At 54.6% G+C, this 25246-nt stretch carries 21 protein-coding genes and 1 pseudogene; 17 read left to right on the top strand and 5 right to left on the bottom strand.

Going from position 1 to position 25246, the window contains the following annotated elements:
* From VFO10_RS26845 to VFO10_RS26800, 10 genes and pseudogenes are all read left to right on the top strand, one after another.
* Positions 1-547: pseudogene (locus tag VFO10_RS26845) on the top strand (hypothetical protein); the annotation flags it as partial.
* Positions 537-1208, top strand: coding sequence for a hypothetical protein (locus VFO10_RS26840; RefSeq protein ID WP_325145094.1), 672 nt, complete (start codon positions 537-539; stop codon positions 1206-1208). The pseudogene VFO10_RS26845 and the gene VFO10_RS26840, both read left to right, overlap by 11 nt.
* 17 nt (positions 1209-1225) lie before the next feature.
* Positions 1226-2725, top strand: coding sequence for a hypothetical protein (locus VFO10_RS26835; protein ID WP_325145093.1), 1500 nt, complete (start codon positions 1226-1228; stop codon positions 2723-2725).
* A 280-nt stretch (positions 2726-3005) separates the two neighbouring features.
* The gene (locus VFO10_RS26830; protein WP_325145092.1) at positions 3006-3797 is read left to right on the top strand and encodes a hypothetical protein; all 792 of its coding nucleotides are present in this window, start codon (positions 3006-3008) and stop codon (positions 3795-3797) included.
* Between the two features lie 22 nt (positions 3798-3819).
* Positions 3820-4701 carry a hypothetical protein gene (locus VFO10_RS26825; RefSeq protein WP_325145091.1) on the top strand — a complete coding sequence of 294 codons (882 nt, stop codon included), beginning with the start codon at positions 3820-3822 and terminating at the stop codon, positions 4699-4701.
* A 30-nt stretch (positions 4702-4731) separates the two neighbouring features.
* Positions 4732-5598, top strand: coding sequence for a hypothetical protein (locus VFO10_RS26820; RefSeq protein ID WP_325145090.1), 867 nt, complete (start codon positions 4732-4734; stop codon positions 5596-5598).
* A gap of 11 nt (positions 5599-5609) precedes the next feature.
* A complete protein-coding gene (locus tag VFO10_RS26815) occupies positions 5610-6500 on the top strand; it encodes a hypothetical protein (RefSeq protein ID WP_325145089.1) in 891 nt (296 codons plus the stop codon).
* Between the two features lie 154 nt (positions 6501-6654).
* Positions 6655-7887, top strand: a complete 1233-nt coding sequence (locus VFO10_RS26810; protein ID WP_325145088.1) for a hypothetical protein — start codon at positions 6655-6657, stop codon at positions 7885-7887.
* Positions 7888-7911: 24 nt separating this feature from the next.
* Positions 7912-10794: a zinc-dependent metalloprotease gene (locus VFO10_RS26805; protein WP_325145087.1), complete on the top strand. Its 2883-nt coding sequence runs from the start codon at positions 7912-7914 to the stop codon at positions 10792-10794.
* Positions 10785-11615, top strand: coding sequence for a hypothetical protein (locus VFO10_RS26800; RefSeq protein ID WP_325145086.1), 831 nt, complete (start codon positions 10785-10787; stop codon positions 11613-11615). The genes VFO10_RS26805 and VFO10_RS26800 overlap by 10 nt, the downstream gene beginning before the upstream one ends.
* Here VFO10_RS26800 and VFO10_RS26795 read toward each other — a convergent pair.
* Entirely contained in the window at positions 11577-12293 is a 717-nt protein-coding gene (locus VFO10_RS26795) for an RluA family pseudouridine synthase (RefSeq protein WP_325145085.1), read from the bottom strand. The two genes, VFO10_RS26800 and VFO10_RS26795, sit on opposite strands and share 39 nt — an antisense overlap.
* Positions 12294-12400: 107 nt before the next feature.
* Between VFO10_RS26795 and VFO10_RS26790 the strand changes: the two genes are divergently transcribed.
* From VFO10_RS26790 to VFO10_RS26775, 4 genes are all read left to right on the top strand, one after another.
* A complete protein-coding gene (locus VFO10_RS26790; protein ID WP_325145084.1) occupies positions 12401-13363 on the top strand; it encodes an ABC transporter ATP-binding protein in 963 nt (320 codons plus the stop codon).
* Between the two features lie 2 nt (positions 13364-13365).
* Positions 13366-14277 (top strand): ABC transporter ATP-binding protein, encoded by a 912-nt coding sequence (locus VFO10_RS26785; protein ID WP_325145083.1) that lies wholly within the window; start codon positions 13366-13368, stop codon positions 14275-14277.
* A 103-nt stretch (positions 14278-14380) separates the two neighbouring features.
* Positions 14381-15247 (top strand): hypothetical protein, encoded by an 867-nt coding sequence (locus VFO10_RS26780; RefSeq protein ID WP_325145082.1) that lies wholly within the window; start codon positions 14381-14383, stop codon positions 15245-15247.
* 227 nt (positions 15248-15474) lie between these two features.
* Complete coding sequence (locus tag VFO10_RS26775) at positions 15475-15942, top strand: cytochrome c (RefSeq protein ID WP_325145081.1); 468 nt, start codon at positions 15475-15477, stop codon at positions 15940-15942.
* Positions 15943-16042: 100 nt separating this feature from the next.
* Here the strand turns inward: VFO10_RS26775 and VFO10_RS26770 are convergent, their stop codons facing one another.
* The 3 genes from VFO10_RS26770 to VFO10_RS26760 all read right to left on the bottom strand — a co-directional run bounded on the left by VFO10_RS26770 (position 16043) and on the right by VFO10_RS26760 (position 20059).
* Positions 16043-18169: a hypothetical protein gene (locus VFO10_RS26770; RefSeq protein ID WP_325145080.1), complete on the bottom strand. Its 2127-nt coding sequence runs from the start codon at positions 18167-18169 to the stop codon at positions 16043-16045.
* Positions 18170-18179: 10 nt separating this feature from the next.
* Entirely contained in the window at positions 18180-18557 is a 378-nt protein-coding gene (locus tag VFO10_RS26765; RefSeq protein ID WP_325145079.1) for a PilZ domain-containing protein, read from the bottom strand.
* 140 nt (positions 18558-18697) lie between these two features.
* Positions 18698-20059, bottom strand: coding sequence for a hypothetical protein (locus tag VFO10_RS26760; RefSeq protein WP_325145078.1), 1362 nt, complete (start codon positions 20057-20059; stop codon positions 18698-18700).
* 321 nt (positions 20060-20380) lie between these two features.
* On the opposite strand from VFO10_RS26760, the gene VFO10_RS26755 reads away from it, so the two are divergent.
* The 3 genes from VFO10_RS26755 to VFO10_RS26745 are packed head-to-tail and all read left to right on the top strand — an operon-like array spanning position 20381 to position 23351.
* Entirely contained in the window at positions 20381-20983 is a 603-nt protein-coding gene (locus tag VFO10_RS26755) for a chemotaxis protein CheX (RefSeq protein WP_325145077.1), read from the top strand.
* A complete protein-coding gene (locus tag VFO10_RS26750) occupies positions 20980-22935 on the top strand; it encodes an ATP-binding protein (protein WP_325145076.1) in 1956 nt (651 codons plus the stop codon). The genes VFO10_RS26755 and VFO10_RS26750 overlap by 4 nt, the downstream gene beginning before the upstream one ends.
* 38 nt (positions 22936-22973) lie before the next feature.
* Positions 22974-23351, top strand: a complete 378-nt coding sequence (locus tag VFO10_RS26745) for a response regulator (protein WP_141734637.1) — start codon at positions 22974-22976, stop codon at positions 23349-23351.
* A gap of 70 nt (positions 23352-23421) precedes the next feature.
* On the opposite strand, the gene VFO10_RS26740 is transcribed toward VFO10_RS26745, so the two are convergent.
* Positions 23422-25242 carry an extracellular solute-binding protein gene (locus tag VFO10_RS26740; protein WP_325145075.1) on the bottom strand — a complete coding sequence of 607 codons (1821 nt, stop codon included), beginning with the start codon at positions 25240-25242 and terminating at the stop codon, positions 23422-23424.
* Between the last annotated feature and the right edge of the window lie 4 nt (positions 25243-25246).

Genomic DNA, 25246 nt, shown 5'->3' with positions numbered 1-25246 from the left:
GAATATGCAGGGACTGAACACTGTGGACCCGGCCCTGAGCGGTTTCGCGGACTATGATTCCAAAGGCGTCACGCGCCCTGAATGCGCGCAGTGTCACGCGGCGATTGATCCTTTGACCTATCCTTTCCGCAACTATAATGGCCTGACGGGAACCACAGCGGTGCTGCAGGGTCAGAGCGCAACCGCCCTGCAAAACCTTGCCAACCTGGGTGATGAAAGAAACCTGACGCCCTTGTCCTACTCGCTACCACGCATGGAATACCTGGATCAGCAGTTCCCGGGTATCAAGAACATGCCGGAAGCCGGGTATATCTTTGGCAAGCGCGTCGAGAACCTTCGTCAGTGGGCCGAGGCCGTGGTGGAGAGCGATCTTTTCGCCGCGAATACCGTGCGCGATTACTGGCGGGTGATGATCGGCCACGAGCCGCGTTCGGAAGAGAATGCTGAATTCGTGAAGCTCTGGCGTGATTTCAAGACGGTGCATAACTATAACGTTCGCGCGATGATGCACGACCTTATCAAGACGGAGGCTTACAGTGTGCCCTAACAGAAGCAAACAGGCCCTCGGCTTTAAGGTCTTTGCCATAGCCCTTATTCTTTTCACTCTCGGCTGCCAGAAATCCAAGCAGCTGAGCGGCGGGCCTGCGGCCGTAAAACAGGAACAGGCAACTCCTTTGACTGCTTCGCCCAAGGCCCAGGTCAAGCGCATGCGTGCGGATCTTCTGCGCAATAACCTCGCCAAGATCCTGGTGCTCGATCCCCAGGGGATGTGCCTGGAACTCGGCCGGATGCCCTGCGCCGACCTCGTGCATAAGGTGAGCCTTGGAAGCATGAACGCATATGGCAACGCCCAGTATCGTCATCCCGAGCAGATCAGCGCAACCTCAGCGATGTCGCTTGATCGCCTTGTCCTTTCCGCCTGCATGCAAAGGGCGGGCATGGACCTTGTGAATCCAGCGCGGGCCGTCATCTTCAAGGATGTCGAGCTGAGCGCGGATGGACGCCTTGTGAAATCAGACGCCGTGACCAACGCGATTCATACTCTCTATCAGAGAGCCTTTCTTCGCGATGCCACAGCTTCGGAGTTGGACAATCTTCTGCAGTTTTATGAAGCCGTCTATGCCCAGCAGCCTGTCGGGGCCGCACGCAACTGGATGGCCCTGAGTTGTTACGCTGTGCTGACCAGCGTGGAAGCCGCATTTTACTAAAAACGGGAGGGAGACATATGAAAACGAGATTCGATCGCCGCAAGGTTCTGCAGATGATGATGGGTTCGCCCCTTCTGACGAGCTGCCTCAAAGCTCAGAAAACTCAAATGTCGGGAACGTCCCAGGACGCAGTGTCCGGCCCTAAAAAATTTCTTTTCGTCTTCACCGCCATGGGTGGAGCCTCGATCAATGACTGCTTCCTGGCGCGACGCGCATCGGAAGTCAAGGATGCCGCAACCTTGAATGTCTTCCCGGATCTTTTGGTAAAATCCGTGGACGGCACCGACCTGCGCGCCGTGGATATGGCCGCGGATGCCATCGGCGCTCTGCCCTTTCCCGTGAAAGCCGTGCAGTCACGTTTTCTCAATAAATATAAAAACGACATCATGGTCGCGACCTGCACCGGCACGGCCGTCGCTCATCCCGTCGCGCAGCAGCGCAGCGTCACCGGCTATGATGCCTGGAATGGACGCACGCTGCAGGAAGCGGTCGCGGCTCAGTATGGTCGCGGGATGCTGCTTCCCAACATCAACATGGCGACAGTGGGTTACGCCGAGCACGGCCGTGATCGCACGCTGCCGTCTTTTGCCATGGCGGAGCCGGTTCCCGACCCTGCATTTTTCCCGTTTTCGCTGCATGGTTATAAGGGTCTGCAGGGCGTTCCCGATGATGCCCTCGTGGCCATGGCGCGTCAGCTGCGGGATCAAAAGCTCGAGCCGCAGTCGGCTTTCTATCAAACTTTCGGCGCCAGTCCTTTGATCCAGGACTGGATGAAATACCGCGCCCGTCAATCCGTTTTTGAAAACTCCGATGCGATCAATAAGCTCAATCCCTTTGCCGACAGCAAGGATCTGCCCTTCAAAAATTTCGGCCTGGATCCCAATCGCGATGGTGAAATCCTGCGGGAAGTCTTTCCCGATATCGGTCCTGATCCCCTGCAAACGCAGGCTCTGCTCGCTTATCTGAGCGTCACTCAGGGCCTGACCTGCACAGCGACCTTCGGCCTTGGTATGAACGTCACGATCGATGGCAAGGATGAGGACAATCCTCTTCTGACCAACACCCCAACGGCCTTCGACTATTCGCACAACGCGCATCGGTCCACACAGGCCGTGCTGTGGCACCGCATTCTGGATACTTTGGATCGCTTGATCACGCTGCTCAAGGTTACGGAATACCAGAACGGCGAAAGCTACTGGGATCATTCCATGATCTATATCGCCACCGAATTCGGCCGTGATAAAACCCGTCGGGAGAATCTGCGTGAGTTTCCCACGGGCCACGATGTGAATAACGGTGTCGTCATCATCTCGCCCCTGGTGAACGGTGGGCGGGTTCTGGGTGGAGTGGATAACAAGACCCTGAAAACCTATGGTTTCGATCCAGAAACCGGCGATCCTGAACCCGGTCGTGAAATGACGGAGAAGGAAATTTACGCCGGTATGCTGCATGCTCTTGGTGTGGATACTAGCGGCAGTGGTCTCCCGTCCATGCGGGCCATGCGCCGCAAAGCTTAATGCGCCTGCCTCATTCGTCGCGGCACGGTTCTGGCAAACCAGGACTGTGCCGCCTGTTTTTATACGCCTTCCCCCTTGAAATCCTTTATGAAAATCAGCGAATGAAAATCCCCGAAGTTTTACATGTCAATCTTCGATAATTATAATAAAAACAAATAGTTAAATCAAATCCATGAATTCGACTGCCACCCCCGCTCGGCACTAAGCGGCGGCAAATCCCGCAACTTGTGACCGGCATGGACGTTGCTCTTTACAAGACAAACTAATGCAGGGGTTATACATGAGAACGAGTTGGGTTCGTATGCTACTTTTGGTTTTGCCGGTCACCGTGCAAGCCCAAACGACCAGTGCACAGCATCTTATTCCGCCGAAGAATGTTCTGGCGTTGACGCCTGAGAACTTCTGCCTCGGCTTCAAAAACATGTTTGCCATCACCAAGCAGAGCTTTCAGGATGAAGCCAACCTGATTTGCCCGAACCAGGTGCCTGCGCCCCTGTTCGGAACGCTCGTGGCCAGCGCCTATACCGGAACCGGAACTCCGGTTATCCAGACCATAGCCAATACCATCATAGATCAGCAGACCATTCAGCTCACCGTCGCATACGCCATGAAAATTCCCAAGCCACCCGTCCCCACGCTTCTGGGTGAAGAGAAAAATGTTCCGACGCCCTACGTCGGCGATCCTCTGACCATTCGCCCCAAGTTCGGAACGCCGGTTCCCAACACGGGCGATGCGGATACAGCCTTCACCGTCGAGCAGCGTACCATCGTCAAGGCCGCTGTGGAATTCGATGAGGTATCGGTCCATGATCTGAAACTTTATCGCATGCATCCCAATAACTTCGATTTCTTTGCCGCCGTCCGTACACTCAGAACGCCTTCGGAGCAGTTCAAAAAAGCCGTCGTCCTGCGCGGCGTGATGCGGGATCCAGCCAATGCCAATGGCTCGATCAGTATCACCGTTCTGAACTTCGTGATGAACAGCCGCGACGAGCCCGAGCGCGTAACGGAAGCGTTCATGCGTTTTATCGAAGCGGACCTTAGGTCGCTCTACGCAGCACAAAGCAAATAATCGAAGAGAGAGGGAAACTGTCATGTCTCGTAAAACAGTAAATTATATGTTCGCCGGTGCCGTGATGTTCCTGGGTGCCTGTACACCCAAAAGCGGCAGTTTTGAAGGTTCCAAGGTGGATAGTGCCAGCGGTGGCTCGTCGGGCAACCAGGTGATCGAAGGGGCTGTCATCGGCACGACGATCGATAACCGTGGCGCCGAGCAGGTGCTCTGCGAGGAAGGCCCTCGCGTCCTCGGCAATGCAAAGAAGGCCGATTTCAGCGGCGAATTCAAACTGATCTGTGAAGGAAACGCGACCTCTCAGGCTTTCAAACGCGCTGTGACCAACGCCTATACCGGCACGGGCACCCCGCAGGTGGAAGTGCTCAAGATCGAAACCGGCGAAAACTTCGTGACGGAACTGAGCCTGATCTTTGCGATCAAGGCTCCGCTCGAAAATCCGTCGCTCTTCGCGGATCTCAAGCCGCATGACATTTTCGCAGCCGGTATCAAAGAGGGCAGTTCCGAACTCTACATCAAGGTGGAATCCCGCCAGTCCTTTCCTGGCCGCGCGAGCGTCGAGCAGATCGTTCTGAACTACGATCTGAAGCTGGCCAATGGCGCGAGTATCCATGATATCCGCCGCACGGAATTCAACACCTATCTTCTGGTCGAGAACAACCGTGACATCGCTGTGTCCAGTGAACACCTGCTGGATGCTGACACCAATGAGTACTATCACAAGGCTCAGGGTCTGACCATCGGCATCAAGGGTGATGCGGGCCAGTCCTATATGGTCTTCGTGACCAATCTGGTGATCAAAAACCGCATCGAACCCGAGCGTATGAAGGTGACCATGACGAACCTGAATATAGCCGTCGCCAAGATGCTCGAACAGTATCTGATCAGCAAGTCTGGAAAATAACGAAAACGCAAGCACACAAGGACGAAAACCATGAAGACAACTCAGGCGCTCCTGTTCCTACTGGCCATTGGCGTCAGTCACTGCAAAAAATCCGACAGCAGCTCATCGGCTGAGTCCGAGGCTCCCGCCGCGGCCGCCGCGGATGAGAAACCGGCCGTCGATGCCCCTACGGTCATCGACTATCCGAAACTCTACTGTGAAAATGTTGAAAAATTGAAGCTTCGTTCCGACGTGAAAGAGGAAATCGCCTTTTTCTGCCTGAACGGCAAGCCCACCAAGGACTTTCTGGCCTTCAGAAAGGACGCCCTGGCCCAGACTCCGGGTGGCTATAAGCTTCAGCTCCTTCAGGCTCAGCATGATCCAGACGGTGATCGCTCTGAATTTTTGATCGCCTGGGCTTTTCATGTGCCCATTCGTCCTTTTGAAGTCAAAGCCCGTCCTATTTATGATTACGTCGCCCAAAGCTTCACGACCGATACCATCGACGTGAAAGCCGGGGCTGCTCGCCGTATGGATGATCCCCTTGATTCCGGCCTGCACCTTTGGTCGGCGGACATGAACTATGATCTGGCCATCAAAGGCACACAGGGACTGACTCTGACGAGTCAGCGCAAGACGCAGTATAACCTTTACCAGGTTCAATCCGGTAACGAGGAAATGGGCTTCGGCGTCGAGCACCTGACCGATACCGAAAACCCGAACTTCAGCCGCTCGGTGATGCTGAACGTCTCGTTCAATGATGGATCCGGTTATAACGATGGCAAAGGCGGAGCCGTAGTCATCACGCTTCTTCACTTTGTCCTGAGCAACCAGGGCTTCCCTGCGACGGCCACCAAGTCGATTCAGGAAATCGCCCAGCATGCGGCCGACAGCATGTATAACGGCCTGAAGCAATAAGGGAGACCACCATGAATTTCGCAAGCATCCTCTTCGCTGGTCTGGCCCTTTTTGTGGCCTGCGAGAAAAACAAGGATTCAGAAACGAAGAACGAAGGCCTTCGCTCGTTCGCTTCCGCTCCCGTTCAAACCTGGGCCGAGGTCGGTGACCTATCCGCCGAACCCACGGCGATCCGCAAGGATCTGAAGGATATCTTCTGCGTGCATGTCTATAAGCTGCCGCTGAAGTCAGACTTCAATTCCGAACTCGCAGTCCTCTGCGACAACAAAAAACCGAACGAGACCTTCACGCTGATCGACCGCTATGCGGGCCGCATCGGCAGCGCCCCGCGCTCCGTGAAGCTCGAACTGGAGCACGAAAACGATGGCTTCACCCGCGGGACCTATGTCACCGTTTATCGGGTGCCGATCGCTCCGAAATGGGTGCGCAGCGCCCAGATCCCGTCCTACATGGTGGCGACCAGCGAGTTTCCTTATGTGAAACTCGAAGGCGAGGTCCTTGAAGATCTGACCGACTCCCTGGGTGGCGATCTGCAGTTTGGCAAATGGCGCCTCGCCTATCATTCGGATGTGCAGACACCGGCTCAGACCTCGTTTTCCAATGATAGAAAAACCGAACTGAACAGCTATCAGGTCGAAGGCGGCAATCCCGATATCGGGATCGGCGCGGAACATCTGATCGACAGCGGGAATCCCGATTTCAAATACTACAACACAACGACCATCACGATCGGCAACGAGGATGGCGGCAGCACGCTGATCACCATCATCCGCCTTTCCGTGCGGAACAACGGTTTCGCCGAGCTGGCCGAGCAAGTGTTCAGTGATATCGCGACCTCCCAGGCGACCCAGGTTCATCATGGGCTGATGTCCGAAAAGGCAGCAGGACGTTTTCCCGAATAGGGCGTCCTTTCGCTAAGTGACACGAAAGACAGGCTTTTGCAGGGACGCAGAAGCATAATCATTCCCGACAGATATTCGATTTCCTCCTCTAAATTTTTAGAAATACTCAAGAATTCTCTGATTTCGTCCGATAGGGTACGGAAACGGAGGGTTTATGCTTTACCCCAAACTACCCATTGCGGTCATGTGCCTTGCCATGGCTACGGCGTGTTCGAAAAAGGTCAAAAATCAAACTCAGGGTGATTACATCGCGGCTGTCCTAAGCGAAGACGCGGTCCCTGCATCCCGCACGCTGCCGACCAGACCCGAGGGTGGATTTGTGGAAGGGAAGGGCGCAAACCTTGATCCCGAGGAAGCAGAGCAGCGCCGCAACAAGAATATGGTTGAACCCATAGTCTTCGGCACGAGCGTCGCCGGTATCACCATGAATACCCGCTATAGCGAAGCGATGCAGACTCTGGTTTATTATTCCAGCAATCAAAGCGCGGATTTCTATCAGGAGCATATCGCGGTCATCTGGGGCGCGGGTGCGGATCCTGTGCCGGGCTTGATCGTCGTTCTGGACGGTTATGCCGGTAAATTGAAACTTCCCGATCCTTATGGTGAAGTTTCCATAGGTCAGCCGATGGCGGGACGCATTGGTTCCATCAACGACGTGCGCAGTTTCATGCTGACGATCGGTGCGGCTTTCGAAGGTCAGCCGAGCACCTACGACTGTGAAAAATCTTTGACCTGTCAGTTCAATGAAGATGCCTCGTCGTATCAGCTCGACTTCCGTCGGGGCGGGGTATACCTCAATAAAACAGCCGATCTTCCCATTGGTCTTATTTATTTCAGCCAGCCGCAGCGCTTCTTCGCCCCGCTGGTCGATCCCATTTTGCATAACCTTTCGATCGGTGGTCTGACCTTCCAAACGAGAAGGACCACAGCGGAAGCGCGGCTCGGCCCGCCTGTGGATGAACGGCCAGAGGGCGGCATCGTCTTCACTTATTACGATCGCTTTAATTTCGCCGTGGCCTGGGGACAGGACACGACGCCTTCCGCCTTCAAAGCTGTCGGCAAATATGAGGGTCCTCAGAATTTTGGCGGCACGATCGGCAGTCGCAAGATCGGCGATTCCTTTGCGAACGTGACGGCTCCGGCGTCGGATACCACGGGGAAAAACCTTCTTTTGGCCCTCGATCGCGCCCTCAATCAGAGAGCAGCCAACTATGACTGCTCAATAGTCAATGGTGAGGTGCAGGCCACCTGCCAGGCGACCATCGTCGATGACAATCCCAATGATAATATTGCGCCACGACTTTTGCTTGTGATCGATCGTTCAGTTTACAGCTTTACCATGGACGCAAGCCGGACCTGGTTGAGCGTGGGAATGCGGGAGCCTTGATATCAAATGCGGAGGTTACGGGACATGCGAGTTTCAGCCCTAATTCTTGGCCTTGTCATTCCAACTTTGCTTATGAATACCGGCTGCGCCCGGAAGCGACCTGTGGAACGCAAGGTGGACACCGAAGGCAACCGTTGGGCCAAGGCCGATTTTGAAACCGGCAAACCCTGGCTTGGCAAGGTCACCATCGTGAATAACGGTTCCAACAGCGCCTTCGGCTTCGTCGGCCTGCAGTCGGAAACCACGCTCGGCTACTTCAAGTTCACGAAGGACTACCTTCAGTACCTGAAGCTGACCGATCCCTATAAAGGCCCGAACGTCACCGACAGCGTGATCAATCAGTGGAGCATCGAGCACAGCGATTACACGCAGAAAGTCAGCGGCGGCCGCGTCAGCAACGTGGAAACCGAAAACGATCTGATTCCTTTCGAACAAAAGCGCTTCTTCAAAGTCAATTGGGAAAGCGCCACGATCGCTGAATCCGCAAGCTTTCCCTTTGAAGTGGATGAGAGCTGCTGGTCCAAGCGCGCCTCGCGTCTTGTCGATGATTCCCAGGTTATCGAAGCGGGCGCCATCAACTTCGTGGTGGCTGTGGACTATCAGGTGAACCCGATGTGTATCACCTATCCCCAGTACTTCCGCTCCGACTTCACCCATACCATGTATTACAAGTACTCGTTCATGCAGGAACGTGACAGCAACTACAAGCCCTATATTTATACGGGTGAAGACGATCCTCTGATGAAAAAGTACGGCTACTTCCAGACCATCATGCAGGGCCTGGATGATCTTGGTCGTCCCAAGAACACCTTCATCATGAACCGCTGGGATGACAGCAAGGTTCAGACGATCTATTTCACCGAAAGCTTCCCCGAGAAATACAAGTGGATTTATAACGATCCCAAGATCGGGATCATTGCCAAGACCAACGAGCTCTTTGAAAAGAACGGGCTGAAGCTCCGTTTTGAAATCAAGGACTCCGACGGCACCCATAAGCTCGGCGACATACGCTATAGCTTCGTGCATTTTGTCGAGGAAGCCGACTTCCAGGCTCCCTTCGGTTACGGTCCTTCAAGCGCGCACCCCTTGACAGGTGAAATCATCTCGTCGACCAGCGTGATCTGGATCAGCGATATGAAGTATTACATCCAGCGCCTCAAGGACTACGAAACCCACGAGGCCAACCGCCCGACGGTTTCGCCCCTTTATCGCGAGATGAAAAAATCCCTGGGCCAGGAGCCACAGAACTGGACGTCGTCATCGGCCTATCTCTCGGATTCCCGCTATGCGACGCTCTATCGCTTCCTGCTCCCGGAATTCACCTATGGGAACCCCGGCAGTCCCTTTGCCGGTCACTCCACGCCAACCGATATTTTAGGCGCGCGCAAGAATCTGGAAAAACTCCAGAGCTTCCGTCTTCAGACCTATCCTGATCTGGAAGCGGTGGTCGCCAAAACAGAAAAAGCCGTGGCCGAAAAGATGAAGGCCCAGGCTCAAAGAATGACTGGCCCCAGAGCCCAGGCTTTCTCGACGGTTTGGAATTTCAATGATGAGATGTTTGCCGGCATGGGCCAGGTGCTCAAGGCGGTTGACACAGAAAAAGCCATAGGCGATATCCTTTACCGCGTCGCCATCCATGAGTTCGGCCATAACCTGAACCTTCGCCATAACTTTTACGGAACCGTGGACGCCGGTATCGAACGCAGCACGGCTACCGATCCCAAGCGCCTTGTGACATCCTCGGTCATGGACTATTTGAATCTGAAAGATGAAGTGGGACTTGCCTATGACTGGGAAGCCTATGACAAGGCCGCTTTAGTTTATGCCTATTCCAACGGCCTGAAGGACCTTCCGAAGGCGGCCGGTGCCTTCCCTTATCTTTACTGTACGGATGAGCACGTTTTCCAGAACCCGCTTTGCAATCAGTTCGATATCGGAACCTCGCCGTCTGAGGTTCTGACGAGCATGATCAATAACTACGACGAGTCCTACTATCTGCGGAACTTCCGCTATGGTCGCGCGTACTGGAACACCGGATCCTATTATGGAGCCGTGTTCATGACCATGCTGGATGTGAAGCGCTTTGTGAACCTTTATCAGCTGACCTTTACCCTGCCTCAGGTCCAGGCGGAACTGTCCGGCATCGACAATCTGAATCCCATTTTGCCCCAGGCCTTTACCGATCAGATCCAGCTGGATCTGCGTCAGTCGGTGAAGCTGGCGGCGGCGTTCTATAACGCGGTGATCAAGCAGCAGGACATCGACCGGAGCTTCCGTGATCAGTATGATAACTTTACCGGCTCGCTCACACGGCTTGGCATCGGTGCGGACAAGATCTTCGCGGCCCGCTTCTTCATGGGTAACGATGCCTTCCCGCTCGATCCCAACAATGCGGGTGTTCCGGTTTCCTTCGTGCCCCTGCGTGATGATCTTTTGATCGGTGGTTTCGTTGAGAGCATGCTGTCGGACAGCTTTGTGAACTCGGGTCAGCATTATCTGGGTTTCAGCGATATGAGCCGGGCTTACTTTGCGATCAACGCCGCGAGCAACTTTGATTTTACGGGGAACCGTGGGGCGATTGAATTGACCCGCGTGGCCTGTTTCAAACGCTCGACTTTTGCGACGGCCTTCAATGTGGATCTTACGACCCATGCTTTGGGTGCTGCACCGAGCACGGATGTGCGGCTTGCGCTTCTGACGCCGACTTATAATGCGAGTGCGGATGCTTACTTTGTTGATGAGCCTCAGGTTGTGGTGATGCGCTTTAACGGGGATTTTTATGTGGCGGGTTTGATCAAGAACCCTTACTCGGCCGGGCTCTATTTTACGCAGGATCTGAACGGCGTTTTGAACAGCTATCGTAACTATTCACTGCTCACGGAAGGCAGGTTACCTGAGTGTCGCTGATCGCCGGGATAAAGTATCGGAAGCGCTGGCTTCTGACATTACTTACCATAACCAATGGCACGGCCTGGGCCTGGAGCGCTTCGGTGTCCGGGGACCTGGCTGTTCCCTTCGTGCAGGGGGATCCTGTGATGTCGTTCGCAGGATCGTTTACCTATCCCTTCACCAAAAAATATTCGCTCTCATTGTCCCAGGGCGTGGAAAAGAACCTTTATGTGGATAGCGAGTCCAGGGAATTCGAACTCTCGGATAGCGTGATTTCCTTCAACGTCTTTCCGCGCTCCCTTATTCCTCAGGTAGGCTGGACCATCCGCATCCTCGCCACGCTGCCGACGTCTTATAATTCGCAGATCAATGAGGTCTACAGCAAACCCGAGGTCCGCTGGACCGCGGCTGTACCGGCCACAGAAACCTTCAACCTCGCGTTGAATGCCTTTGTGCGCTATACGTGGAGCCGCTATGATTCGACCAAACCGCAGGACGGCACAGGCGGTCAGCCTTTGCCGGAATTCAGCGGTGGCATCGGACACAGCGGCAACTGGAGTTTTCTGCCGGAATGGACTTTGTCCTATGGAGCGAATTACTCGGAAATCAAGTATCACACCATAACCTATGAAGGCCCGGGTGATCCTCCGATCAATTCCCAGCCTGATCAGGCCTATTCGTTTTCACTGTCGGTGAACTGGATGATCACGCCGATGGATGCGGTGAACATGTCTTACAGCTACGGTGGAATCCTTTTGCAGCCGGGACTCGATGATTACGTCCTCTTTGATGAAGAGGACTCACGCTGGGCCATCGGCTATGTCCGGAGCTTCGAGTAAAAAAGACGAAGGCCAATACCAGGGGAGGGGAGCTTGAATCACAAGCTCCTTTTCTGTTTGGGGATGCGTGATTTTCAAGCGCGCCGCGTGCAGCGCCAAAGGGCAGAAGCGGGGATCCAGGTCCTCCGTTCCAGGAATCATCGTTTTCGCACCATACTCACGATCCCCGACGATCGGCCAACCCCGACGACTCAGCTGCATACGAATCTGATGGCGACGACCTGTGCCGAGCTTAATGGCCAAAAGACTGAGCCCACCCTCGCTTTTTAATTTCACATAGGTCAGATGACAAGCCTGGGGCCCCTTGGACGGGCGATCGGTGGACGGCGGTGCCTCCAGGACATCATGCAGCACGGCCCGTTCCGCTTCCGGTTCCCCTTCCACCAGGGCCAGATAAATTTTATCGAGAGTCCGCGTCTGAAACTGTTCACCCAAACGCCCTGCGATTTTTGAATTGCGTGCGAAAAGAGCCACGCCGGAAACCGGCCGATCGAGGCGATGCACAACACCGACATAGGGCTGCACCTCGGCCTTGATCTGATCGACCAGGGGCAGAGGCAGACCTTTCGTATAGCCGTGAAAGAGCAAACCCGCAGGTTTATTTACGGCCAGGATCGCTTTGTCCTGATAAAGAATTTCGAGGTCCGGCTGCGCGCCCAGGGCTAAAAAGCGGTTCATACACAATACCTCCGGGAATCAGCTATAATGGAGCGAGCCTGGGAGGTCAAGGCGCATGCATCGAGCCAGCCCAGGAAGTTACGGAGCATGCAGGGAGGGCCGGGGTCATGCCTGACGTTCCACTCCTGGAACTGAAAAATCTCAGGATCGCAAGGTCGCGGGGCGGCAGCGTGGAGCCTTTGGTCCGGAATCTTTCCCTCAGCCTTGATCGCGGCCAGAGCCTCGGCCTTGTCGGGGAATCGGGCAGCGGCAAAAGTCTTACGGCGCTGGCGGTCATGAATCTTCTGCCGGAACCCGAGGTGAGCATTGCGGAAGGCGAGGTGCGCTTTCAGGGACAGAACCTTCAGACTCTGGATGCACGCAGCATGAATGAGCTGCGAGGTTCACGTCTTGCCATCATCGTCCAGGATGCGCTGGCGGCGCTGAATCCGGTGAAGCGAATCCAGGTGCAGCTGGAGGAAGTCTTTCGCTTCCACCGCAGGGAGGAAGCGGCGGACGCGCGCCGGGAACTCATACACAAGGCCCTTAAAAAAGCCGGCCTTCCCGATACGGACCACATCCTGCGCTCCTATCCTCACGAATTATCGGGCGGCATGCGGCAGCGCGTGCTGCTGGCTATGGCCCTTCTTTTGGGACCGGATCTTTTGATTGCGGATGAACCCACGACCGCGCTTGACGTCACGCTGCAGGCGCGTTGGGTGGAGCAGGTGAAAGAACTGCAGCGTGAGCAAAAGCTGGCGCTGCTTTTCATTTCGCATGATCTGGCGCTTGTCGCCGAACTTTGTGATGAGGTCGCTGTCCTTTACCGTGGGCATCTCGTCGAGCAGGCACGCACAGAGATTCTTATGGACGCGCCGCGGCATCCCTATACAAAGGCCATGATGCAGGCCCTTCCGCGCGCGGGTCGCATGCCGCATGCGCCCGAACGTAGAGCTGGGGAATCAGAGAACCAGGACGGCTGTCCTTATGCTCCTTTCTGCCCCCTGGTGCAGGATGTTTGCCGCCGCATCATGCCGGAACTTCAAGGACCCCCGCAGCATCGCGTCGCCTGCCATGCGGTGAAGGATTAATCATGCTGCTCGAAGCTCAAGGTCTTCATAAAAGTTTTGCCAAACGCGCGGCCGTTCGTGATCTTTCGTTTCAATTGCAAGCCGGCGAAGTGCTCGGCATCATCGGGGAATCGGGCTGCGGAAAATCCACGCTCGCCCGTCTTCTGACCGGCCTTCTTCGAGCGGATAGCGGACGCATACTCTATGATGGCCAAGCACCCGATGCCATGACGCGAAGGGATAGGGCCCGCTGGATTCAGATGATGTTTCAGGATTCCGCGGCGGCCTTGCATCCGCGTCTTCGCGTAGGCGCGGCCTTGCTTGAAGTCCTGCAGACTGTTTTGGGGCAAACGCGTGACAAGGCTAAAGAGGAGCTTAAAGCCTGGCTTCCCAAACTTGATCTGCCGCAGGATGTGCTGGATCGTTTTCCACATCAGCTGTCCGGTGGGCAAAAGCAAAGGGTATGCCTTCTGCGGGCGCTGCTTTTAAGGCCGAAGGTATTGGTCTGCGATGAACCGCTCACAGCGCTGGATCGCATGACCCAGGCGCGGGTTCTGCAGCTCCTCCATGATCTGCGGCAGGAACTTGGTTTTGCCATGATCTTCATTTCGCATGATATCACGACGGTCCGCACGCTCGCCGATTCCGTGGGCGTGATGTATGCCGGTGAATGGATGGAATATGGGACCACCGCGGATGTCCTGAAAAAGCCGGAGCATCCTTACACGCAGTATCTTCTGCAATCCTTACCCAAACTTTACCGCGATCCCGATATGAAAAGCATTCCTGCGTTCCAGGAACTGACGGCCGAGCGTCCCTCTGGGGGCTGTCCTTTGACTCTTCGCTGCCCTTTTGCGGATGCATCCTGCGCGCAGGTGCAGACGGCAGCGCCGCGAAAGCGCCTCGTCCACTGCGTGAAGCCCGGTGTTTTCTAATTGCAAGACAGTGTCGCAGATTTAGCCGTCTTTCACCTCGTAAAAATTGCATTAAAGTGTTGTTTTTATTTGTATTTTTGATGTGCATTTTCTGGAACGAACTATGCATCGTGATCTGCGCACATTTATGCGACGTCTTCATCAAGGGGATCTTTCCATGCACAAGGTCACGCACCTCGGGGCTGTCTTGTCTTTTATGACAATTCTTCAGGCCTGTATGGGCAATCCTCCGAAAGTTCCCACGCGTTCTTCACTTGATGCCGCGGCTGGCGCTTCCCTGGTGGAAGACCCCGCCCTGTCCGTGAATAAAGGTCAATGTTCCGCCAATAAAATGATACTGGCTTCGGCCAAAGGCGCTCGCTTCACCTGGGGAGCCAACAAAGGAACGACCGCCAGTACCACGACGGAAATCCCCGTGATCGGCAGCACCGATCTTGCCGGCTGCATCTTCCCCAAATTCGATGGCAGCAGCAAAACGCAAAGCCTGAGCGGCGCCACGGCGAAGATTGATTTCCGGCCGATGACCACCGAATCGTTCAGTGAACTGCGCGATCACCGCATCATCCAGTATATCTTCGGCCTCGATATTCCCAGCGATCCCGAAGGCTCGCCGCAGAATAACGCCTCGACCGGCCTTTTGAGCTTCACCATGGATTCAGTGACCGGGGATAATCTTCAGATCCCGGCCGTGGTCGGTGACAGCATCGCTTTGAAAGTCAAAGGCACCCTGTCCATTGCAGGCGTGAAGGTCCCTCTTGAAGTTCCGGTCGCCCTCACCAAAACCGAGGCCGGATACAACGCCATGAATAACGCTCCTTTCAGTGTCAATATCCGCGGCGGTACGCCCTCGCTCAATACCCTGGGCCTTGATCAGCGCGTGACCGAAATTCTCGCCCTGGTTGTCAACGGCACGCTGCAGGACATCATCGACCTGAACTTCAACGTGGATTTCGTGAACCTCTGTCCCTAAGATTTCTGTACAACTGCACGCCTTCCATTCCGTCTTCCCCGAGTCCCGGCCTTTTTTGGAAAGGATCGGGAAGCAGCATCTGCATGCTTGTCAGTCGATCGCCTCAATGCTAAAACCCCAAGGGAAACCACAAGAGGTGGATGGCCCGCAGCTGTCATGTCTCAACCTGGACCTAACAGGTCGTATGGACAGCTCCGAGTCTTAAGTCGTTTTCGCTGGGAGACTTCATGAGAAACGCGATTCTTGCCCCTGTCACTTTAGCTGTATCCTGCCTTTTGGCGACCGGTTGCGACTGGAACAGCAAGAAGGATTACAGTCCTAAACAAGGTTACAACGAGTTTTTGAAGAAGCAGGAAGAGGCTAAACTTGCCGCTGCGCAGCCAGGTGCAGGTGGTGGTGCCCCCGCTGCTGCAGCCGTTGTGCCGGGCAAGCAGACCTATGAAACCTACTGCGTCGCCTGTCATGGCGCGGATGGAAAGGCGGATGGACCGGGCGCATTGGCCATGAATCCCAAGCCACGGAACTTCACCGACAAGGCCTGGCAGGCCAAGGTCGATGACGCGCACATCGCCAAAGTCATCAAGGAAGGCGGGGCCGCTGTGGGTCTGAGCGCCACGATGGCTCCATGGGGCGGTGCGATTAATGACGAGGAAATTAAGAACGTAGTGTCCTACGTTCGTCATTTCGGAAAATAATACAAGCTATGGGTCGCCCTCACGCAGGATGACCATAACCCTTTTTAGCGGCGGTGCGGTCTTCGCTTTCGGGCGAAGCCGCGCGGCCGTAAATCGGGTGTCACGACGCTTCCTTCTCGGCTGACTCCGTATCCAGGGCCGCAACCCCCACGCCGTCAACGCGATAAAGACCCCGCAAGGCCACGGATAGGTGCCGCTGCGCGACCAGTTCGTCCATCAAACCCATAAGCTTATACGATTCCCGATCTTCGTCGGAACCGCTGACCATTTTGGAGAATTTGAGTTTTTTACCGGCGGCCTTCGACTCTTCGATTCGCTTCGAAAGATTCACAGCCCGCCTGTGCACACGGCTTTCGGAGAAGGTCGCTGATTTCTGCAGATGCTCCAGTCCGGGATCTATCTCTTCATTCCGCAAAAAGGCCAAAGCAAGGTTATAGTAAACGACGCCCAGGAAATCAGGCTCCTTGGGAGGCAGTGATTTGATCGCGGATAAATAGAGTTCGATGCCTTTTTGGAAGTCGCCGCTTTGAATGAAGGACACCGCCTGGTTATTCATGCGGGTGATGATTTCGGTCAGGTTATCCATGTGGGCCAGAAATTGTGCGGCCTGCTCGGTCCTGCCCGTTAAAAGGGAAAGCTTGGCTCCGGCCTGAATCACCTGGGCGTTGCCGGCATCGATTTTCTCGGCTTCTTCAATCGCAGCATTCGCCTGCGTGACGTTGCCGACATCATAGTTCATTTCCATAAGGGCCATGAGGATGGCGATATTGTAAGGCGAGCGTTCGCGGGCCTTTTCCAGCATCTGGATCGCGATGCTCTTGTCCCCCAGACGGAAAAGACACTTGGCGAGCAGCACGGTCTTATCAAGATTGGGTTTGACCTCGTCCTTATCCTTCTCGGTGGCGCTCAGCTTGATGCCTTTGATCAGGTAATTGCGGGCCTTCGTATAGTTGTGATGATGGTAATTGAACACGGCCTCGATATAGTATTTGCGGCTTGCGGGAATATTGACGTCGGCATGATACATCTTGCGGAGGTAGTAGGCATCCGCACGATCACCGGTCTGCAGGCAGTTGACGATCTGCTGCTCGATCGGTTTTCTTTCGGTCGGAAGCCTGGCCTGCTGGATCGCAAAGGCGATCGACATCACGGCATGCTCTTCCCGCAAGGGTTTCTGCATCAGAAGGATCGCATGCACATCATTCAGGAGCTGGGCTTCCTGGGGACGCAGCTTATTGATCATCACAATCACAGGAAGCTTCAGGAATCCATGGCCGCGCACCCTCTGCAGGAACTGGGCGGTGCTCAGATCGCCCTTGCGGCTGCTCCATTCGGTGATCATGAGACTCGGCTCGGTCTGATCCTTCATCGCGTCCCAGGCGTCCTGAAAGCTCGGATACTCTTTTACAGTCGGAACCCCGATGCGCTTCAAAGCCTGGCGCAGGATCTGAACCTCGCGTTCGTCGCGCTCGATGATCACAGCGCTCCTGACATCATAGCGCTCGGCGACCGAGCCCTGCTTTTCCAAAAGGGCCTTGGGGAATTTTCGCAGAAGGTCATCGATCGCCTGGTCGAGCGACTCCGCGGACAGCTGCTGGGCCTGCTGCACCAGGAGGCGTCCGCGATTGTATTCACCAGCCAGGAAATGGGCTTCCGCCAGAGCCAGAAGGTTTTCCGGCTTCAGGGGGAAGTTATTGCAAAGCGCCTTTTCCATGGCGATCAGATCGCCCCAGATCATATGCTTTTTCAGATAGCGGCGGAAATATTCAGCAGCCACGAAGGCTTCGTGCTGACTGCTGTCATGGGCGTCCTTCAGGACGCGAAAGAATTCCTCAAGATCGGCCTGGATCTGTCGGGCATCTTCCATGCGTTCGAGTTCGAACCAGGAGAGAAGGCCGTCAGCAAAGGCCGCGGGAAGTTGGGGCTGCTGCTTTTCTGTGAGCAGGTAACTGACTCGTAGCTTGTCATGCATGTGGTCATCGTAAAGCCCGTGCAGGTAAAGCGGCATCTTAATCGCCTGCTCTTCCAGAAGGGTGCTGATGACCCAATCCACACGGGTCTTGCGCATGCGCTCGCTCAGATCACGCACGGACTTGCAGATCATGACGTGTTTATAGCCCAGCTTATGCAGCACCTTGATCATGGCCACGCGTGATTCATGATAGGGATTCATCAGCGCGATGTGCACCGATTTGTTGGCTATCTTGTCGTAAAGCGTGGTTGCCACAGTCCGTTCCTCAGTCTCCGATCATCACGGAGTCAAAGCTGCCAAAAAATTGGATCAGGTCGAGGTTTCCTGCGCGCTCGTCATTCAGCTCCAAACCGCAGCGGCGCATGCTTTCAAAACCATCGATGGGATCGTCCATCACAGAGTGCACGTGGCGCACGATGAACTCCAGGCTATGGCGCGATTGATCAAGGAAATCGAGGCGAATGCGTTGCCCTTCCGTGGGACTCGGGCTGACGAGCAGACCCAGGCCTCGGCTTGAAATATCAATGGTAAGAAAAGTCAGTTCCTGTTCCGTCGCGTGATTGATCATACGAGCCGGGATTTCCCCGAACAGGCTGTATCGAATCTCCTGGCGACGTTCCTGACGGGATAGAGCCGTTTTCATGGTTTCCCCTATTTCAGTCACAGTTTCTCCATCGGTCTGTGAATGCCTGAGATTAAGGGATATTTTTTGCGTTTGAGATACGGAGCCTTCGATCGGGGGCAGGCGCTTAAAATACGGAGCCTTCGATCGGGGGCAGGCGCTTAAAACAGGAGGATATCACCCGGCTTCTGGTTGCTGTCCTCGCCGCGGGCTGCCTCCGGGATGAAGAACTCGCAGGAATATTTCTCCTGGTCAGTCACGAGAGTGCGGTTGACAAGGCTGAAGACCGCGGCCTTGGTCCCGCGCCAGTCGGCTCCGCCCCGCTTCAGAAAGTCCTGAATGGCTTCGCTTTCATGCAGCCGATGCTCCAGGATCTGCCGAAGAAGGTCAAAACCCTGCAGAAGGATGATGATTTTACTCAGGGATTGGTCCACGCTCTCAAGGTGCTGGACGAATTCGCTGCGTGTCTCCAGCCAGTCGCCATCGGAAAGAGGATCCATAATATCCATGGTTTCCCGCACCGCATTCAAAGTCTCATCGGACACATGCTCGGGTTCCAATGCCAGTATCATGGCCTTATAGGACCCGATGCGCGCGAGATTGCTGATCTGCTGGCCTGTGCTGGCGCCGATCTCCTCGATGCTGGTCAGGGTCGGATAGAGGTTGGCAATGGTGCTGCTGAATTCGTTCAGAAGTTTATAGAGCGCTTCGGCCTGCTGAAACTCACCGCTGCCCGCGAGCAGCTGAATACGGACCAGGATTTCCGAAACATCCTTGCCGGATTTATCCAGAACAACGCTGAGCTGCGCGCAGGCTTTATGGACGAAGCTGGCGACTTCGCTCAGGCTTTTGGCCCCTGTCGCCTTGAAATCCGGGATCAAAAGCCCAAGCGACGATTCGATGGAGGTGACGCCCAGTTCGATATCTTTCAGGAGCGCCTCCAAGGTCGAGTCCTGACTCTGAATGAGGTCCATAGCCAAAGACAGGGTGATATTGGCAAAGGAAACATAGTCATACCAGAAGTCGAACTGCTCCGTGTTCTGCTGATACCAGCCACTTTTCAGAGCGCTGCTTTGATAATCGCGATTGCCGAACCTTGCAGGGCAGATGAAGCTGTCGCGACCTATGAGTTGCGCGCCGTCTTCGAGCTGGATAAAGGGTTTGGGATCACTGTGGGCGAGATCATTCAGGACGGCGCTATTCAGAAAGCGGGTCTGATACGCGGCTCCGCCTTCCGTGGAGCCCAGTAGCGTCAGCTCGATATCACCCAGGACATACTTCTGCCCCACATTGGGCAGCAGCCTCAGATATTGAAAAAGATGATAAGGGATATGCGTGAGCGTGATCTGACCCGAGAGCTTGCTCAGATAGGCATCGAGGCGCAGAAGTCCGTTCCAGCTGGCGCTTACGACCTGGCTGCAGTCGAAAACATTGCGATCCGACACCATCTCATCCAACACTTTGAGATTGGATGTGTCGGTGATGATCCCGTGGAGTTGGATCGTCTCGCCAGTTTTGTGCACACGAAATCGTTTTTGTATTCCCAAAAGAAACCCCCAGCCCCTGAATAACTTCACCAACACGCTCGAGTGCTTCATAAAGGCTATCGGCTGACCCCAATCAAACCTGAACCAACCCTTTAAAATCTTATAACTATCCGTTTTTAAATGATAAAATCGGGCTATTTGACATTCATTCCGCGGCTGTCATGAGCGGTCTGGGTGTTTTCCCAGAGCCTCTTTCAGGGGGCCGCAAAAGCGTTTTAAAGTTGTTAAAGCTGCTGCCGATAGACCTCTTGTCAGAAACATTTTTCGATTCATTAGGTGACTCCTAAAGGATGCGTTATGGGTGCTGAAAGCGCAGAAGCTAGAAAAGCAGTGGTCGACACCAGTGCCGTTAAGGAAGTCCTGAAACAGGTGATCCGGCATCGGGTCGAAAACACTATCGTCCGTGCTTCCGCGTTGAAGGACGCCAAGCTCCAGGAAGTCAGCAATTCCGATGATTTCCTCTATGGACATTGGATGTCTCTGATCCTGGTCTCTGGATCGGCGATTCGCGTGATCCTGAAGATTCACTTCGACACTTCGACCAGTCGCAGCATGCTGGCGAACAAGTTGAAGAAAAAACTGGATGATATTGACGATCGCATGGCAATGGATCATATGCGCGAGATGTGCAACCTGATGGCTGGCGCCCTCAAAGCTGCTTTCAATAACGCGGGCATCATCACAGGTATCAGTATTCCTTTGGTTACCAGCGGTTTCGATGAAGCCGTGTTCAGTGATAAGATCGATCCCCGAAAAATCCATGACGTTTGGAAAATCACCTGGGACTCCGGAGAGCTGGCTTGCTCCTCCGTATCCGACGTGCTTTCCTGGAATGATTTTGCGGAACTCAAGGTCGATGAAGACAAACAGGATGACGAGGGAGATGGAGAATTCCTATGAGCGCAACCCTCAAACTCGACAATCGGCCTGAAGTGAATACCGAAATCGTGGCAGCCGAAGGCCTGCGCGCCAGTCACGACGTGATCTCCGTCCTGGAGCGCTGCAAGTCCTCGTCGGAGCAGATCATCCAGAACCTTCCCGACCTCTTCGCCATCATGGACCGGACAGGGCGCATTCTGAAAGGCAATACGGAAGCCTCCAAGCTTCTGAACTGCGATTATGAACGCATGCTCAATAAGAACATCTATGATGTGTTCACGATCGAGAGCAAGAACATCTTCAAATCGAGGATATCGGTCCTCTTGAAAGACCTCGGCATCAAGCAGCTTCAGTTCGAACTGACCTGCATCGATGAAAACGGTCATCAGGCGGAATACCTCTGGACCATCAGCAAGTTCACGCAGATCAGCGAGCGCCGCGGTCCTCTGATCAAGGTGCTGGGCAAGAATATCAGCAAGGTCAAGGAATTCGAGAAAAAGCTCTCGCAGATTTTCTCGGCGATCCCGCTCGGCATTTTCACGGTGAACTCCGCCGGTGAGATCGAGTGGCCGTACTCCCTTTATTCCGAGTTTTTGCTCGGCGACAATAAGCTCGCCGGCAAGCATATCGAAAAGGTCCTCTTCGAACCGATCTGGGATAACCTCGATCCGATCGAACGCACCGGCGCCATGCAGGTCGTGGACTGCATCGGTGGGGATACGCTTTGGTTCGATCTCGCGAAGCTTCATTTCCCAAGGGAAGTGAAGTACACACGGCAGACTCCGGATGGGCTCAAGTCGATCTGGATCGGCATCACCTATCACCCGATCACCCACGAGAACATCGTTGAAAAACTGATGATCGTTCTGGAAGATCGGACCGAGGTGGTGGAAGCCCGTCGCGCTCTTGAAATGCAGCGTGAGATTGAAAACAGCAAGGTCAAAAAGATCCTGGAAATCCAAGGCTGCAGCGGCTCGCTGCTGGAAGTCACGTTCTCGGACTTTGAAGAGCTGTTCCCCCGTCTGAAAAAAGAAATCGACAGCCGCGATCTGGACAAGATCGCTCGTTCGCTGCACGCCATCAAAGGGATCGCCCGCACCGCGCGCTTCTCCGATCTGGAGCACGATGTGCATCAGATGGAAGATACCCTCATGGAGCATATCAATCAGAAAAAACCGGTGGACGCCACCTGGCTCAGCGAAAACTTCGATCGCATCCGCAAGGAATGGGTGGATATGAAGTCCCTCTGCTTTGCCTTGAGCGGCAAGCAGCATGGCCTGCATATCAGCCAGGAAGACTTCAGCGTGGCCATCCACGAACTGAGCGATCTGCGTCGCAAGCTGGATGATCCCGGCAAGCGCCAGGCGGATAAGATTCTGGAGCGCCTCGGCGGCGGCAACTTTGCCAAGACCAAGGATCTTTCCAGTCTGGAACCCAAGCTGATTCATCAGAAAGAAGCGACCTGCCAGACTTTGGCCAAGCAGGTGGACCTGGAGTTCGATTGGGCGGGCGTGCAGGTGATTCAGAACGAAATGCTGACCTTCACCGAGATCTTCCTGCATCTGATCAACAATGCCATCGATCACGGGATCGAATCCGTCGAGGAACGTCAGAAACTCGGCAAGCCGCCCCGCGGCAAGATCAAGATCAAGGCCACGACGCAGGGCAACCGCGTGCATGTGGAATTGAGTGATGACGGCGCCGGTATCAATCGCGAAAAGGTGGTGCGTGCCGCCATCAAGCGTGAGATCCTGGATCCCGTCGATGCCCCCAGTTTGAGCCAGGATCAGGTGTATGACCTTCTCATGCGCCCAGGATTCAGCAGCCGTGAAGAGGCCACCAATATCAGTGGTCGCGGGATCGGTCTGGATTCGGTGAACGAGGCTGTACGCAGTCTGGGTGCGAAGAAACTCGAAATTCATTCCGAGGAACACAAGGGAACGCGCTTCTCGTTTGATGTGCCTCTGACTTAAGTTTGATGACCAGGTAAGCAAGTTAAGGGAGAGTACTCATGGCCAAGATTCTTATTGCGGATGACTCGGAAACGCTGCGCCTCGAGCTGAAGGAAGTGCTGGAAAAGGGCGGCCATGTCGTGGTCGAAGCCCATGACGGTGCCGATGGCCTTAAAAAGGCGGAAGAGCATCAGGGCGTTCAGCTCATCATCAGCGACTATAACATGCCAGGTCTTGACGGGATCACCATGATCACCAAGATCAAGCAGATCGACCGTTATAAGGAAGTTCCCGTCGGCATGCTGACGACCGAATCGTCTAAAGAACTGAAGCAGTCGGGCAAGGAAGCAGGCGTGGTGGTTTGGGTTGTGAAACCCTTCGATCCTGAGCGTCTTCTGAAGACTGTGGATAAGGTTTTGGAAAAGTTTGTAGCTTAATAAGTGCGTTAAACCCGTTAAGCCCGTAGGGCTCTCCCAACCCCGCACCAACGCGGGGTCTTCGCCATTCCTATTTCACTCGAAATGTGTCGTCGATCCAGGTTCGAGCGGGGATTCGTTCTCCTCGCTTTCGGGCTGCATTAACTGATGCCTGCCGATCTCGGTTGATCCAGAAGAGTCCGCCCGTCGCACTGTCGAAGAAAGATAGACCATCAGTACTTTTCGTGCCTGGAACTGATGGAAATTGGATCCAGCTCCAATAGGCCAGACGGTAATAGGGGACTTCGAACAAAGGGATGTAGCTGGAATCCTGAAATACAAAGTTCTGAATCGCATGAGCCTTTTCGATCCGCTTCCGGTCATCGCTGGCATGTTCGTACTCCTCGATGAGTTGATCCAGGACTGGACTCGCCGTATTGGAAAAGTTCGAGGTCTGCTGTTTGTTCGCAAAACTCGAATGAAACCGCGCGCGATACTCGGGCCGATAGGAAATGTTCCAAGCAACAAAAGCGATCTGATGAGCCTTGTCACGGAAGCTTTTGAAAGCCTGGGCAGGGTCCATCTGTTGTAATTTTAAATCAATACCGGCCTTGCGAGCATCCTCCTGCAGAATTACGAAGCGCGGGGTCATGTTCGACTGGCCATAGCTAATAGCTGCCGTTAAAGTTTTACCATCCTTGATACGTATACCTTCGGCGTTGCGTTCCCCCCATCCGGCCTGTTTAAAGAGTTCGTCAGCCTTCGCGAGATCAAAAGGACGAGCCTTGATGTGCCGCGCTGTGTAGGGCCCATAACCCTGGGAAATCCCCTGCAGACGCTGATAGCCGTCTTTCAGAAGATCATCAATGACACGCTGCACATTCATCGCATGGGCAAAGGCTTGACGGACGCGCTCATCCTGAAAAGGGCCGTAACTTGCGTTCAGGATCAGCACGTAATCGCTTCTTGGAGTGTCGTTGTAGGCCTGGAGTTTATGGATGTAGCCCCTGCCGAAGGCATCATCCGCCGTACCGGCTTTCCAAAGATCCGGGCCTACTATCGCCATGATATCTATGTCACCCGCCTTTAAATATTCAAAGGCCACCTGAACATCCCGCACCACTTTCAGGACGATTTCATCGACGTTGAAGCGGTGCTTGAAGTAGGGCATATCCTTGGCCCACCAGTCCTTTTTGCGTTGAAAGACAACGCGCTTGCCCTTATCCACTGTGCTTAAAGCATAGGGCCCGAGGTTCGGCGGAATCTTCCAGTTGAATGCGCTGACGAACTTCGCATCGAGTTGACCATAGAAGTGCCTCGGCAAGGGCTTGATATTGGTCATCAGAAGTCGATCGAGAGTCGGCTGCACGAGACGGATCGCAATCACTTCGGTCCCGCTTTTCTCCTCGAAGGTTTGAATGCTTTCTATCGTTTTCGTATAGTACTCATTCGACCAGGGCGATTGAATATGCGGCGAGCGCATGAATTCCAAAGTATAGGTGAAATCCGTGGCCTTCAGCGGCTTCTGATCGGACCAGCGCGCGGCGGGGTTCAGGCGATAATAAACCGTGCGTCCATCCTGATCGAAGGCCCAGTGCGTCGCGAGCATCGGCATCCACGCATCGGTGTTGGGATGCAACGTGACGAGCGACATATCATTGTCATCGAGGAGCGTCCGAAATGAACTGGGCGAATCCGGCCCCACCTGCCGCAGTGTTAACGGAAAGGCATCAATCGAAGCGACAATACGGCCGCCCGTTACGGCCTCAGGACTTGCAATCAGCGGAGGATTGGCATTGGTTTCCCAGCGCAGCGCAAGGGGAGGCTCAGCCGCCAGCAGGGGATTCATCCCGCTCGCGAACGCGAAGCTGAACGCGAGTGCATGGCAAAAGGCGACCCACTGGAGCATCATGATC

This window comes from Oligoflexus sp. (genome assembly GCF_035712445.1).
Taxonomy (GTDB): domain Bacteria; phylum Bdellovibrionota_B; class Oligoflexia; order Oligoflexales; family Oligoflexaceae; genus Oligoflexus.
This window is presented reverse-complemented; position numbering and strand designations above follow the sequence as displayed.